The sequence below is a fragment of the Yunchengibacter salinarum genome (assembly GCF_037658235.1).
Classification (GTDB): Bacteria; Pseudomonadota; Alphaproteobacteria; order Sphingomonadales; family Kordiimonadaceae; genus Yunchengibacter; species Yunchengibacter salinarum.
In genome coordinates, this window is sequence record NZ_JBBJLN010000004.1 from 182,428 (window position 1) to 196,175 (window position 13,748).

Here is a 13,748-nt window from a genome sequence, read left to right on the forward strand (position 1 = left end):
GGCACACGGTCCAAAGCGCGGCGGATCAGGCGGCGACCAGCCCCCCGGCGGTGAGTGTCAGCCGGCGATCCATCCGACTCGCCAACCGGGGATCATGGGTGGCCACCATGGCGGACACGCCCTCTTCCCGCACCAGCGCCAGCAGCAGATCAAAGACCCGCTCCGACGTTTGCTCATCCAGGTTGCCGGTGGGCTCATCCGCCAGCAGCAAGGCGGGGCGGCCCACAATGGCGCGGGCAATGGCCACCCGCTGCTGCTCCCCCCCGGACAGCTCCGCCGGCACATGGCCCAGCCGCTCCCCCAGTCCGATGCGTTCCAGCATGGCGGTGGCGCGTTGCAGGGCATCCCGGCGGGACACGCCCTTTATGCGCAGCGGCAGGGTCACGTTTTCCAGTGCCGTGAAATCGGGCAACAGATGATGGAACTGATAGACAAAGCCGAGCTTGTCCCGGCGCACGGCAGTGCGGCGCATATCGCTGGCGGCGGTCACATCCTCACCCGCGATGCTGATGGTCCCGGCGCTGGGCTGATCAAGAAGCCCGGCGATCTGCAAAAGGGTGGACTTGCCCGCCCCGGATGCCCCCAGCAGCCCCACCAGCTCGCCCGGCTGAACCGCCAGCGAGATATCCTGCAATATGGTCAGGGTTTTCGGCCCCTGAACGAAGCGGCGGGCAATGCCTTCAAGCGCAAGCACAGCCATCATTCATACCTCAACACGCTAACGGGATCGAGCGAAGCGGCGCGGCGCGCGGGGATGAGCGTGGCAATGAAGGACAGGAATGCAGCCACCACCACGGTGAGCAGCACTTCCGTCCAGTTCACTTCCGCCCGCATATTGGTGATAAAGCGCACGCTGGGGTCCCACAGGTTCAGGCCCAGCATACCCTCGATACCCGCCTTGATGGTCTGAAGATTGGCGATGAAGGCCCATGAAAGCAACCCGCCCGCGGCAATCCCCATCAACCCCACCGCAAGCCCGGTGGTGACGAAAATCCGCATGATACCGGCGCGACTGGTACCCATGGTGCGCAGAATGGCAATATCGGCGGCCTTGTCCTTCACCAGCATGAACAGGCTGGAGGCGATATTGAACACCGCCACCACGATGATCAGCGTCAAGACGATGAACATGGCCACCCGCTCGGTCTGCAAGGCGCCCACCAGTGCCTGATTGAAACTTTTCCAGCCGCGAACATAGGCGTCCCGGCCAACCACTTCGCTGATGGCGGGGCGCACCGCGTCCACCGCTTCAGGGCTGGTCAGGAAGACTTCCATATTCGTGACCGCGCTCCCGGTGCGGAAAAAAGTCTGGGCCTGGGACAGTGGCATACCGATGAAGCTTTCATCGAACTGGTATACCCCCACCTCCACCACGGCCCGCACGGGAAACGCCAGATAGCGCAGGGTTGAGCCAAAGGGCGTGTTCACCGGCTTCGGGCTGACAATGGTAACCTCGTCCCCCACCCCGACGCCCAGATTGGCCGCCAATTCATAGCCGATCACAATACCCCCGTCGGCGACCGCGTCTTCCAGCGCCCCGGCCCGGATATCAGCCAGATTGAGCGCGTCCGGGTCGGTGAAGCTGTCGTCCGGCAGGCCGCGCACAATGCCACCCCAGGCCTGATCGTCGCGGGTCACCATCACCTGCTGTTCCACAAAAGGCGTCACCCGCACCACGCCGTCCACATCCCGGATGCGCCCGGCCAGCGCGTCATAATCGCTGATCTGGCCGCCATATCCCTGCACCAGAACATGGCCATGATAGCCAAGTATGCGATCCATCAATTCGCTGCGAAAGCCGTTCATCACCGACATGACCACGATCAGCGCCGCCACCCCCAGCGCTATGGCCAGGATGGACAGAATGGCCGTGACGGAGATGAAGCGATCCCGCCGCCGCGCCGATAGATAACGGCGCACAATGGTCCATTCATAGCCGCGCGCGATCAAAACAGGCTTTCCCCTTCCCTGCTTACAGTCCGGCCACCCCGTGCCTCAAGCGCCAGCGCCTGCTGACGGTCCATCAACAGGGTGCGCGCCTCTTCAAACGGCAGTTCACGCTTTTCCCCACTCGCCCGGTGCTTGAGCTCCACCACACCGGCGGCCAAGCCGCGCGGGCCCACCACGATCTGCCAGGGCAGGCCGATCAGGTCCATATCCTTGAACTTGCCGCCGGGGCGCTCGTCCCGGTCATCATGGAGCACGTCCAGCCCCGCTTCCTGCAAATCCCTGTAGAAACCGTCCGCCGCCTCGGTGCACGCGGCGTCCGCGGGCTTGAGATTGATCAGCCCCACATCGAACGGCGCCACGCTTTCCGGCCAGATGATGCCGTTGTCGTCATGAGAAGCCTCGATGATGCCGCCCACCAGGCGCGATACGCCAATGCCATAGGAGCCCATCTGAACGGGCACCGTCTCGCCCTCCGGCCCCTGCACGGTGGCGCCCATGGGCTCGGAATATTTGGTGCCGAAATTGAAGATATGCCCCACTTCGATGCCGCGCCCCTCCAGCAGGCGATCCGCCGCTACGGGGTGATTGTCGGGATCGTGGATTTCGTCCGTGGCGGCATATAGCCCGGTCCAGCGCCGGAACAGGTCTTCCAGGGCATCCTTGCCGAAATCCACGGTTTCACCCAGGGGGTCCATTTCGTGGAAAGCCGCATCGAAGAAAACGGCGCTTTCGCCCTGATCCGCCAGAATCACGAATTCATGGCTCAGGTCGCCGCCAATGGGGCCGGTTTCCGCCTTCATCGGAATCGCCTTCAACCCCATGCGGGCAAAGGTGCGGATATAGGCCGCGAACATGGTCTGATAGGCGGTGCGGGCGCTGGCCTCGTCCAGATCGAAGCTGTAGGCATCCTTCATCAGGAATTCACGCCCCCGCATCACCCCGAAACGGGGGCGGATCTCATCACGGAATTTCCACTGCACATGATAGAGGTTTTTCGGCAAGTCCTTGTAGGACTTGATCTCCCGCCGGAAAATATCGGTGATCAGTTCTTCATTGGTGGGGCCATAGAGCAGATCCCGGTCATGCCGATCCGTGATCCGCAGCATTTCCTTGCCATAGTCATCATAGCGACCGCTTTCACGCCACAGGTCCGCGGACTGAATGGTGGGCATCAGCACTTCGATCGCCCCGGCGCGCACCTGTTCCTGATGAACGATACGTTCGATCCGGTCCAGCACGCGCTTGCCAAGCGGCAGCCAGGTATAAATCCCCGCGGCGCTTTGACGGATCATGCCGGCACGCAGCATCAGCCGGTGGCTGGCGATGGCCGCTTCCGCCGGCGTTTCTTTCATGGTGGGCAGGAAATAACGGCTTAAACGCATGGCTTTCGAGTCTCCACTGTCCTGTTCGGGCGGCCATCATGCACCCGCCCCGATCACGGCCCCTTGTGTTACAGAAGCCCGCGCCGCGCGCAACGCTTTTCCCGGCTGCGGCCCAGCCGGGCGGCTCATCGCCTGAAAACAGCCTCCGCCGCGGCAACCTGTTGCCAACAGGCCACAGCCCTTGCCTTTTTACAAGCCTATGCCGACTGAGGCGGCATTTCGTTCAAGACAAGTCGGGGTGCTTCTTCTAGCGTCTGTCTTGCAGCGACGAGGCCACACACTGGCCCACGCTCAGGGAGGATAAGCGGCACAAGCCGCACCCAGGAATTGGGGCACCCTTTAAAATCGGGGGGTGGAGAAAGAGCGGGGTGGACGCATCCCGCTCTTTCTTTTTTATGGTCCCGGTTTGAAGATTTCCGCCCGCTGCAATCCCTCACAGACACGCGGCCCTCAATAGGGGCGCAAATGGATCAGATCGCTGGTGGCCACCAGATAATAGATCAGGGTCAGGCCCGCCGCGATCAGGCTCGCCCACAGCGCCTTTTTGCCGAGATTCGGATTTTCCGGCGCGCTTGGCGCCGTACCCTGGGTCACGCCCTCTTCCGACTCGTTCTGTGCCCGCACCCCCACCGGCAGGGAGGCGAAAAACACCATCCACCAGGCGATCACATAGACCAGAATGATTGTGGCAATGTTCATGCTGTTCAGACCTCTTCCAGCTCGACCAGCGTGCCGCAGAAATCCTTGGGATGCAGGAACAGCACCGGCTTGCCATGGGCGCCGGGTCTGGGTTCCCCGTCCCCCAGCACGCGGGCCCCATCCGCTTTCAGCTTGTCGCGGGCAGCGATGATATCCGTCACCTCATAACAGAGATGATGCATACCCCCGTCCCGGTTCTTTTCCAGAAATCGTGCGACCGGGGACTCATCCCCCAAAGGGTGCAGCAATTCGATCCTGGTATTGGGCAGGGTCACGAAAACAGTGGTGACCCCGTGATCCGGCAGATCAATCGGCTCCGACACATCCGCGCCCAGCGTGGCGCGATAGGTTTTCGCCGCCGCCGCCAGGTCCGGCACCACGATAGCCACATGGTTCAATCGACCGATCATCGCTGTCCTCCCCCTTTGTCTGGCTGTCAGTCCCCGTACAGATCCTGCTCACGAGTGATCAGAACATCCACCACCGGGTTTCGATCCAGCGCCCGGCGACACACACGGCGAAGGGCGATACGGGTGGCTTCCTCCACCTGGCCGTCATCCAGGCGGCGCTTCGCCCCAAGCTTGTCCAGCATGGTTTCCGTCTGCTCCAGCAGGGCATCATACAGGGCATCATCCAGCCCCGGCACCCCTTGCGGCGCCAGCAGGGGTTCGGCCATCATCTCACCGGCATCATCAATCACCAGACTGACCGAGATCAGGCCGTTCTGGGCGATGCGGCGACGCTCCACAATGCTGTAGCCATCCAATGGCACCACCACCTTGCCATCCAGCGCCAGGCGGCCATGGGTTACTTCGCCCACCTTTTCCAGCCCGTCCGGCGCAATGCGGATCACGTCCCCATTATGGGGCACGATCGCCTGTTCCACACCCTGCTCGCGGGCGAAGCGGGCATGGCGCAGCAGGTGGCGCGGCTCCCCATGAACGGGAATGGCCAGCTTCGGGCGCACCCATTCATACATCCTGGCCAGTTCAGCGCGACCGGGATGGCCGGACACATGGATAAAGGCATCCTTTTCGGTCACCGTTTCCACACCTTGCAGGGCAAGCCCGTTGAACAGGGCGCCCAGACCCAGTTCATTGCCCGGAATGATCTTGCTGGAAAAGACCACCGTATCCCCTTCGCTCAGGGAAATATTCCGATGCTCGCCGCGCGCAATCCGGGCCAGCGCGGCGCGGTATTCCCCCTGGCAACCGGTGCAGGCGATCAACACCTTTTCCCGGCGCAGGTCCGCCACATCCTCTTCATCGATCAGCGGCGGCATGTCCGTGAAATATCCGGTCTGCTGCCCGGCCTGCAAAATCCGCTTCATGGAGCGCCCGATCAGGCAAAGATGCCGCCCGGTGGCCTTGGCCACGGCGCCAATGGTTTCCAGCCGGGCCACATTGCTGGCGAAAGTGGTGATTACCAGCCGCTTTTCCACGGTCTGCGCCAAGTCGACCAGGCTTTCACGCACCGCCGCTTCGGACCCGCTTTCATGGGCATTGAAGACATTGGTGCTGTCCCCGATCATGGCCAGCACGCCCTTGTCGCCCAGTTCGGTCAACGGGGTCTCCGGGTTGGCGGGGCCGATCAGGGGGCGGTCGTCCAGCTTCCAGTCCCCGGTATGGAACAGCGTACCCTGCCCCGTCTCGATGGCGATGCCATGACCCTCGGCGATGGAATGGGCCAGCGGCACATAGCGCGCCTTGAACGGGCCGAGTTCCAGCGTCTCCCCGGCGGCCACCTCATAAAGCGGCACCTCTTTCAGCAGGCCCGCCTCGGCCAGCTTGTCCCGCACCAGGGCCGCGGTGAAGGGCGTGGCGTATATGGGGCACCGGAGCTCTTTCCACAGATAGGGGACGGCACCGATATGATCTTCATGGCCATGGGTCAGCACCAGTCCTTCCAACTGGTCCCGCTCCTGTTTGATGAAGTCCACCCTGGGAAAGATCAGGTCCACGCCCGGCACCTGATCCCCGGCAAAGGTCATACCCAGATCGACCATCAACCAACGACCCTTGTGGCCATAAAGATTGAGGTTCATGCCGATTTCCCCGGACCCGCCGAGCGGCACGAAAAGAAGCCGGTCGTCGTGGTCGGCCATATATGTCATTCAGCGCTCCGCTTGTGTTTGTTTCGCTCAAAGATCAGGCGCAGGCCCTGCAAGGTCAAGTCGCCCTCCACCAGATCGATCGCATCCGTATGGTCCGCAAAGATGGAAGCAAGCCCCCCCGTGGCGATGATCGTCATATCCGGGCTGTGCTCGGCCCGCAGGCGCATCACCAGCCCTTCCAACATGCTCACATAGCCCCAGAAAATCCCGGACTGCATGGCCTCCAGCGTATTCTTGCCCGTCACGCGCTTGTCCGCCGGTGCGGACAGCGCAATGTGCGGCAGCTTGGCCGCCGCCTGATGCAGGGCATGAAGCGACAGATTGATACCGGGGCAGATCAGCCCGCCCAGATAGGCACCATCGCTGGATACCACATCAAAGGTGGTGGCTGTGCCGAAATCCACAACCACCAGCGGCCCTTCGTGGGCGGCATGGGCCGCCAGAGCGTTCACCAGCCGGTCGGCCCCCACATCCTGCGGGCTGTCCACCCGCACGTCCACATCCAGCGTGATGCCCGGTTCGCCCACCACCAGCGGGTCCACGCCGAAGGTTTCGGTGCACAGCATGGTCAGCGGGCGCACCACCTGCGGCACCACCGAGGCGATGATGGCGCCGTCCACATCCGACGGGCTCCAGCCCTTGAGCGACAATAGCTGGGTCAGCCAGACCTGATATTCCTCTCCCGTGCGCTGATAACCGGTGGACAGCCGCCAGCGTTCCCGGATCTCGCCGCCCTCGATCAGGGCGAAAACAGTATTGGTGTTGCCTGCATCAATGGCCAGCAGCATCACGGCTCTCCGCTTGTTGGTCGGCTGCCAGGTGAAACACCTCACCGGCATGAATGGTACGCCGAGACCCATCCGTCAGGCGCACGATCAGGCCGCCATCCTCGGCCAGGTCCAGGGGGATTGCGGTCAGGGTCTCGTCTTTCAGCCGCAACTCTCTTGGCGTGTCCATGCCCCAGGCCACATCCAGCCAATCTGCCCGCTGGGGGCTGAACCCTTCGCGCAAAAGCGCATCAAACCGCGCTTTAAAACTCTGCGCCAGCGCCTCGAACGCCGCCTTTATCGGCACTGGCCGACCAATCACATCGATCAGGCTGGTGGCGGGAAACCGTGCCTGATCGGGCGCGCGCACAAGATTGAGCCCGATCCCCACCACCATATAACACGCCGATCCGCCGCTCGCCTCAATCAGGATGCCGGCAGCCTTGCGTTCCGCCAGCAGTACATCATTGGGCCATTTCACCCGCAACAGATGGCCGGGCGCGCCCAGGCGGACAAAGGCATCCCGCACGGCCAGCGCCGCCACGAAAGGCAGCGCCGTCACCGGCACACCGCCGGGCAGCGCCCCAAGGGCGAGACTGGCATACAGGTTTCCGCGACCGGATTCCCACGCCCTGCCCTGTCGGCCACGGCCCGCCGTTTGCTCCCCCGCGATTACCCAACAGGGCAAGGTCTCAGGCGCCTGCCCGGCCAGGGCGATCGCCTGCCGGTTGGTGCTGTCAATGCGGGGGAAGAAAGCGGCACCGACCCCGTCCGGGGCCAGTGCCGACCAATCATCCGCCGTGGCCAGAAGGCTTTCTTGCACCTCGGCGAACCCGCTATACCAGCAAGGACGCCGCCGCCCAGCCCGCCGCTGCGGTAAGCGGCGAGATCAGCAGGAAGCTGAACGGCGAATTGACCAGCGCCGTCACGGAGATCACCCCGGAAAGCGAGCGGTTGCCCACCGGCTCGAAAGCCGGGGCGGGTTCGTCGAAGAACATGATCTTCACAAGCCGCAGATAATAATAAGACCCCACCACACTGGTCAGCACGCCGATTACCGCCAGCGGTACCAGGCCCGCATTGACAGCGGCGAAGAACACTTCCCATTTGGCGAAAAAGCCTGCCAGCAAAGGAATGCCGGCCAGCGAGAACATGAAGATCGCCAGTGCCACGGCCATGGGCAGGTTGGTTCGGGACAGCCCCGCCAGATCCTGAATGTTCTCCACCATGCCTTCCCTGCGGCGCATGGTCAGCACCACGGCAAAGGCGCCCAGCGTCATGGTCAGATAAATGGCGAGATACACCAGAAGCGCCTGAATGCCCGCCGGTGTGCCCGCCGCGAGACCCATCAGGCCGTAGCCCACATGACCGATGGAACTATAGGCCATCAGGCGCTTGATATTGCTCTGCACCAGCGCGATGAAGGCACCCACCAGCATACTGGCCACCGAGATGAAGATGATGATCTGCTGCCATTGATCCACCAGCGTGGGCAGCCCGCCCATCAGCACCCGCACCAGCAGCGCCATGGCCGCCACCTTGGGCGCGGCGGCGAAAAAGGCCGTGACCGGGGTGGGCGCGCCTTCATATACATCCGGCGTCCACATATGGAACGGCACGGCGGAAATCTTGAAGGCCAGCCCGGCGAGTACGAAGGTCATGCCGATGATGAAGCCGAGCCCCGGTTGCCCTTCGCTGACACCTTCCGCCAGAATGTCGAAGCTGACCGTGCCAGCATAGCCATAGATCAGCGAAATGCCATACAGCAACATGCCGGAGGACAGGGCCCCCAGAACGAAATATTTCAGCCCCGCTTCCGTGGAGCGCACCCGATCCCGGTTGATGGCCGCCAGCACATAAAGCGACAGGCTTTGAAGTTCCAGCCCCACATAAAGCGCCAGAAAGCTGTTGGCGGAGATCATCATCAACATGCCCAGCGTGGCCAGAAGCACCAGCACCGGATATTCGAACCGGTCCAGCTTGCTGTCCCGCAGGAACGGCACCGAGATCAGCAGGGCACCAAGCGACCCCAGCAGCACCAGCACCTTGGTGAATACGGCAAAAGCATCGGAAACGAACATGCCGCCGAAGGTCACCTGCCGGGCACCGCCCACCTCCATCAGCAACAGCGCGCCGGTGATCAGCAGCGCCAGAACGGACAGGCCATGGGTCGCGGTGAAGGCGCCCGAGGACCGGAACACGCCCACCATCAAAGTCGCCATCGCGGCCAGTGCCAGGAAAATCTCCGGCAAGGCGGGGGCGAGATCGGGGATTTGACCTGTCATTGCTGAACACTCCGGGTTTTCAGGACCGTCCCATCAAGGCGCGCGGCAGCGGCGCCACTCTCGGACGTGGTTTTTTGTTGATGGGTTTCTTGTAAATGGCTGAAATCATTCTGGATCAGTGCTTCGACCGATGTGTGGATCGGCGCCAGGAAGGTTTTGGGATAAACCCCCATCCAGATCACCACCACGGCGAGCGGCACCAGCACCAGCTTTTCCCGAGCGGAAAGATCCGGCATCGCCTTCACGTCATCCTTGTCCAGCTCGCCGAAAATCAGGCGCATCACCAGATAGAGCATGTAGCCGGCCCCCAGGATCACCCCGAAAGCGGCACCAAAGGCGATCCAGCTATTGTATTCATAAGCCCCGATCAGCACCAGGAATTCACCCACGAAGCCGCTGGTCCCCGGCAGACCCACCGACGCCATGGTGAACAGCATGAACAGGATGGCATAGGCCTTCATATTGGTGGCCAGCCCGCCATAACGGTTGATCTCCTTTGTGTGCAGCCGGTCATAGACCACACCCACACACAGGAAAAGCGCACCGGATACCACACCGTGGCTGAGCATCTGGAAAATCGCCCCTTCAATGCCATTGGGGTTGAGCACGAAGATGCCGATGGTGACGAAACCCATATGTGCCACACTGGAATAGGCGATCAGCTTCTTCATGTCCTTCTGCACCAGCGCCACCAGCGAGGTATAGATCACCGCAATCACCGACAGGGTGAACACCAGCCAGGACAGCTCCACCGTGGCTTCGGGGAACATGGGCAGGGAAAAGCGCAGGAAGCCATAGCCCCCCATCTTCAGCAATACCCCCGCCAGAATGACCGACCCGCCGGTGGGCGCCTGAACGTGCGCATCCGGCAGCCAGGTATGCACCGGCCACATGGGCATCTTCACGGCGAAGGAGGCGAAAAAGGCCAGCCACAGCCAGGTCTGCACATCAGCCGCAAAGTCGTGGCTCATCAGGGCCGGGATCGACGTGGTGCCCGCCTCCATATACATGTAGAGGACGGCCACCAGCATCAGCAGCGACCCCAGCAGGGTATACAGGAAAAACTTGAAGCTGGCATAGATCCGCTCGGCGCCGCCCCAGACGCCGATGATCAGATACATCGGGATCAGGCCACCTTCGAAGAAAATGTAGAAAAGGAATATATCCAGCGCTGAAAAGACGCCGACCATCAGGCTTTCCAGCACCAGAAAGGCGATCATGTATTCCATCACGCGGGTCTGGATGGATTCCCAGCTCGCCAGGATCACCAGCGGCATCAGAAAGCCGGTCAGAACGATGAACAGCACCGAAATGCCATCAACGCCCAGATAATAGCTGATGCTGTCCCCGATCCAGGCATGACGTTCAACGAACTGGAAATCCGCCGTGCTGCTGTCAAACCCGGCCCAGAGCACCAAAGTCAGTGCAAAGGTGACCAGCGTGGCCAGCAGCGCCACCGAACGGATGTTGCGCTTCGCCACCTCCGCGGATTTGTGCTGGATCAGCAGGATAAAGAGGGCACCGATCAGCGGTACCGCCAGAATCAGCGAGAGCAGGTAATCTTCAAGATACGACATTATGGTTATCCCCCGCCCTGATTAGTGGCTTGCGCCCGACACCATGAGCCAGGTCACGCCAAGGGCGAGCCCGATGATCATGGCAAAGGCATAGTGATAGACAAAGCCGGTTTGCAGCTTGCGCGCACGCCCGGCAATGGCCGCGATGGTGGCGGCCACGCCGTCCGGCCCCAGGCCGTCAATGGTCTTCTGATCCCCCTGTTTCCAGAAGAACCGCCCGAGCACAAAGGCCCCGCGCACGAAAACCAGATTATACAGCTCGTCGAAATACCATTTGTTCAAAAGGAAGGCATAGAGACCGTCCCAGGTTTCCGCCATCCGGCGCGGCATGTCCGGCTTGCGGACATACATCTGGAACGCCAGCAGGAAGCCAAGGATCATCACCACCAGCGGCGCCAGCTTCACACCGAGCGGCACATGGTGCGCCTGGGTAATCACATCACCCGCCTCGGCCACAAGCGACCCGTTCCAGAACGCCATGCGCCCGTCACCAACGAAGTGGCCATAGAACACATAGCCTGCCAGCAAGGCGCCCGCCGCCAGAACAAACAGCGGCACCATCATCACCCAGGGGCTTTCATGGGCATGATCCTGAGTATGCTTGTCCGCACGGCATTCGCCGAAGAAGGTCATGAACACCAGCCGCCAGCTATAGAAACTGGTCATGAAGGCCGCCGTGATACCCATGACGAAGGCAAAGCCGGCCCCCGTGCTGGTGGAGACATAGGCCGCCTCGATGATCATGTCCTTGGAGAAAAAGCCCGCCGTGCCCGGAAAGCCGGTGAGCGCTAGCGTGCCAATGGTCATCATGCCAAAGGTGAGGGGCGCGAATTTCCGAACGCCCCCCATTTTCCGCATGTCCTGCTCATGGTGCATGGTATGAATCACCGCGCCCGCCCCCAGGAAAAGCAGTGCCTTGAAAAAGGCATGTGTGAACAGGTGGAAAATAGCGGCGCCATAGGCGGAAACCCCAAGCGCGAAGAACATGTAGCCAAGCTGGGAGCAGGTGGAATAGGCGATCACCCGTTTGATGTCGTTCTGCACCAGGCCGACACTGGCGGCGAAAAAGGCGGTTGCCGCCCCGATCACCGTGATCACCGCCAGGGCATCCGGCGCGAACTGATAGACCGGGCTGAAGCGTGCCACCAGGAAAACGCCAGCCGTGACCATGGTGGCCGCGTGAATCAGGGCGGAAACCGGCGTGGGGCCTTCCATGGCGTCAGGCAGCCATGTGTGCAGGCCAAGCTGGGCCGACTTGCCCATGGCGCCCACAAACAGCAGCAGACCGATCACGGTGAGCGCGTGGAATTCCTGCCCCAGGAAGACCAGTGTGGCATCCTGCATATCCCCGGCGCGGGCGAAGATTTCGGTGAACTCCACCGTGCCGAACAGAACAAAGGTGGCGAAAATACCAAGGGAGTAGCCGAAGTCCCCCACGCGGTTGACCACGAATGCCTTGATCGCCGCCTTGTTGGCGCTGGGCTTGGTATACCAGAAGCCGATCAGCAGATAGGAGGCAAGGCCCACGCCTTCCCATCCGAAGAACATCTGCACCAGATTGTCCGCCGTCACCAGCATCAGCATGGCAAAGGTGAACAGCGACAGATAGGCAAAGAAGCGCGGTTTGTCGGGATCTTCCGCCATGTAGCCCATGGAATACCAGTGAACCAGCGCGGAAACCGTATTCACCACAACCAGCATCACGGCGGTCAGTGTGTCGATGCGGAACTGCCAGTCAAAGGACAGGTCACCGGAGGACACCCAGTCCAGAACGTGAATGCTGTAACTGTTCCCCGCCAGCGCCACATCGGCAAAGGCGATCCAGCTCAGCACGGCGGAAACGGTCACCAGCATGGAGGTGATCAGTTGACTGGCCCGATCCCCCAGGGAGCGACCGAACAGGCCCACCACCAGGAAAGCGATCAGCGGCAGAAAAACGAGACTTTTGTATAGCATGAACCTGCCCCTACCCCTTCATCTGGTTGATGTCGCGTACCGAGATGGAGCCGCGCGCACGGAAATAAATGACCAGAATGGCAAGCCCGATGGCCGCTTCCGCCGCCGCCACGGTCAACACGAACATGGTGAAGACCTGGCCGACCATGTCCTGAAGATGCGTGGAAAAGGCGACGAAATTAATGTTCACCGCCAGAAGGATCAATTCCACGGACATCAGAATGATGATCACATTCTTCCGATTGAGGAAAATGCCGAAAATCCCGAAGGTGAACAGGATCGCGGCCACCGTCAGATAGTGTCCAAGACCGATTTCCATGTCTTACTTGCCCCTTTGGCTCTTGCGCGCGCCCGGCTTTGCCCTGGGCGGCGTAATCCCCTCACCCGGCTTTACGTCCACCAGGTCGAATGCATCCTGCGGGCGGCGGCCAACCTGGGCAGCCACATTCTGGCGCTTGACGCCCGGACGGCTGCGCAGGGTGAGCACGATGGCGCCCACCATGGCCACGAACAGCACCATGCCGGCGCCCTGAAAAATGTAGATATAATCCGTATAAAGAAGCTGCCCCAACATGCTGGTATTGCGCGCCCCTTCCATCTCGGCGGTCGGCACGGCCAGATTGGCGGCTACATCGGGGCCGAAGGTCCAGGCCGCGCCCAGTGTTACCAGTTCCGCCAGCAGGATCAGGCCGATCAAGCCGCCAATGGGCAGATATTGCAGAAAGCCCGACCGCATTTCAGAGAAATTGATGTCCAGCATCATCACCACGAACAGGAACAGAACCGCCACGGCGCCCACATAGACGATCACCAGCAGCATGGCGAGGAATTCGGCGCCCATCAGCACGAACAGCCCCGCCGATGAGAAAAAGGCCAGGATAAGCCACAACACGGAATGGACCGGGTTTCTGGACGCGATGACCAGAAGACCCGACGCCACCGTGATCGCGGCGAAGACATAAAATACTAGTGCAGGCAAAGACATATTCCTGTCCCCCAAAGAGAACGACCGGGATGCG

The 13,748-nt window shown here is 61.5% G+C and carries 13 protein-coding genes; all 13 read right to left on the minus strand.

Going from position 1 to position 13,748, the window contains the following annotated elements; genetic code table 11:
* Window positions 1–25: 25 nt before the first annotated feature.
* The gene (locus WGH93_RS05835) at window positions 26–703 is read right to left on the minus strand and encodes an ABC transporter ATP-binding protein (protein ID WP_374763928.1); all 678 of its coding nucleotides are present in this window, start codon (window positions 701–703) and stop codon (window positions 26–28) included.
* Entirely contained in the window at window positions 700–1,950 is a 1,251-nt protein-coding gene (locus WGH93_RS05840) for a lipoprotein-releasing ABC transporter permease subunit (RefSeq protein ID WP_374763929.1), read from the minus strand. Before WGH93_RS05840 ends, WGH93_RS05835 begins: the two co-directional genes overlap by 4 nt.
* Window positions 1,947–3,332, minus strand: a complete 1,386-nt coding sequence (gene proS, locus WGH93_RS05845; protein WP_374763930.1) for a proline--tRNA ligase — start codon at window positions 3,330–3,332, stop codon at window positions 1,947–1,949. Before proS ends, WGH93_RS05840 begins: the two co-directional genes overlap by 4 nt.
* Window positions 3,333–3,782: 450 nt before the next feature.
* Window positions 3,783–4,031 (minus strand): DUF1467 family protein, encoded by a 249-nt coding sequence (locus tag WGH93_RS05850; protein WP_374763931.1) that lies wholly within the window; start codon window positions 4,029–4,031, stop codon window positions 3,783–3,785.
* Window positions 4,032–4,036: 5 nt separating this feature from the next.
* The gene (mce, locus tag WGH93_RS05855) at window positions 4,037–4,441 is read right to left on the minus strand and encodes a methylmalonyl-CoA epimerase (protein WP_374763932.1); all 405 of its coding nucleotides are present in this window, start codon (window positions 4,439–4,441) and stop codon (window positions 4,037–4,039) included.
* A gap of 26 nt (window positions 4,442–4,467) precedes the next feature.
* Window positions 4,468–6,144 (minus strand): ribonuclease J, encoded by a 1,677-nt coding sequence (locus WGH93_RS05860; protein WP_374763933.1) that lies wholly within the window; start codon window positions 6,142–6,144, stop codon window positions 4,468–4,470.
* Window positions 6,141–6,932 (minus strand): type III pantothenate kinase, encoded by a 792-nt coding sequence (locus WGH93_RS05865; protein ID WP_374763934.1) that lies wholly within the window; start codon window positions 6,930–6,932, stop codon window positions 6,141–6,143. The genes WGH93_RS05860 and WGH93_RS05865 overlap by 4 nt, the downstream gene beginning before the upstream one ends.
* On the minus strand, window positions 6,916–7,734 hold the full coding sequence (locus WGH93_RS05870; RefSeq protein ID WP_374763935.1) for a biotin--[acetyl-CoA-carboxylase] ligase: 819 nt from the start codon (window positions 7,732–7,734) through the stop codon (window positions 6,916–6,918). Before WGH93_RS05870 ends, WGH93_RS05865 begins: the two co-directional genes overlap by 17 nt.
* Before the next feature lie 13 nt (window positions 7,735–7,747).
* Window positions 7,748–9,196, minus strand: a complete 1,449-nt coding sequence (gene nuoN / locus WGH93_RS05875) for an NADH-quinone oxidoreductase subunit NuoN (RefSeq protein ID WP_374763936.1) — start codon at window positions 9,194–9,196, stop codon at window positions 7,748–7,750.
* Window positions 9,193–10,773 carry an NADH-quinone oxidoreductase subunit M gene (locus tag WGH93_RS05880; protein WP_374763937.1) on the minus strand — a complete coding sequence of 527 codons (1,581 nt, stop codon included), beginning with the start codon at window positions 10,771–10,773 and terminating at the stop codon, window positions 9,193–9,195. The genes nuoN and WGH93_RS05880 overlap by 4 nt, the downstream gene beginning before the upstream one ends.
* A gap of 21 nt (window positions 10,774–10,794) precedes the next feature.
* Window positions 10,795–12,729, minus strand: a complete 1,935-nt coding sequence (gene nuoL, locus WGH93_RS05885; RefSeq protein ID WP_374763938.1) for an NADH-quinone oxidoreductase subunit L — start codon at window positions 12,727–12,729, stop codon at window positions 10,795–10,797.
* 10 nt (window positions 12,730–12,739) lie between these two features.
* Window positions 12,740–13,048: an NADH-quinone oxidoreductase subunit NuoK gene (nuoK, locus tag WGH93_RS05890; protein ID WP_374763939.1), complete on the minus strand. Its 309-nt coding sequence runs from the start codon at window positions 13,046–13,048 to the stop codon at window positions 12,740–12,742.
* 3 nt (window positions 13,049–13,051) lie between these two features.
* Window positions 13,052–13,714, minus strand: a complete 663-nt coding sequence (locus WGH93_RS05895) for an NADH-quinone oxidoreductase subunit J (protein ID WP_374763940.1) — start codon at window positions 13,712–13,714, stop codon at window positions 13,052–13,054.
* Window positions 13,715–13,748: the final 34 nt, after the last annotated feature.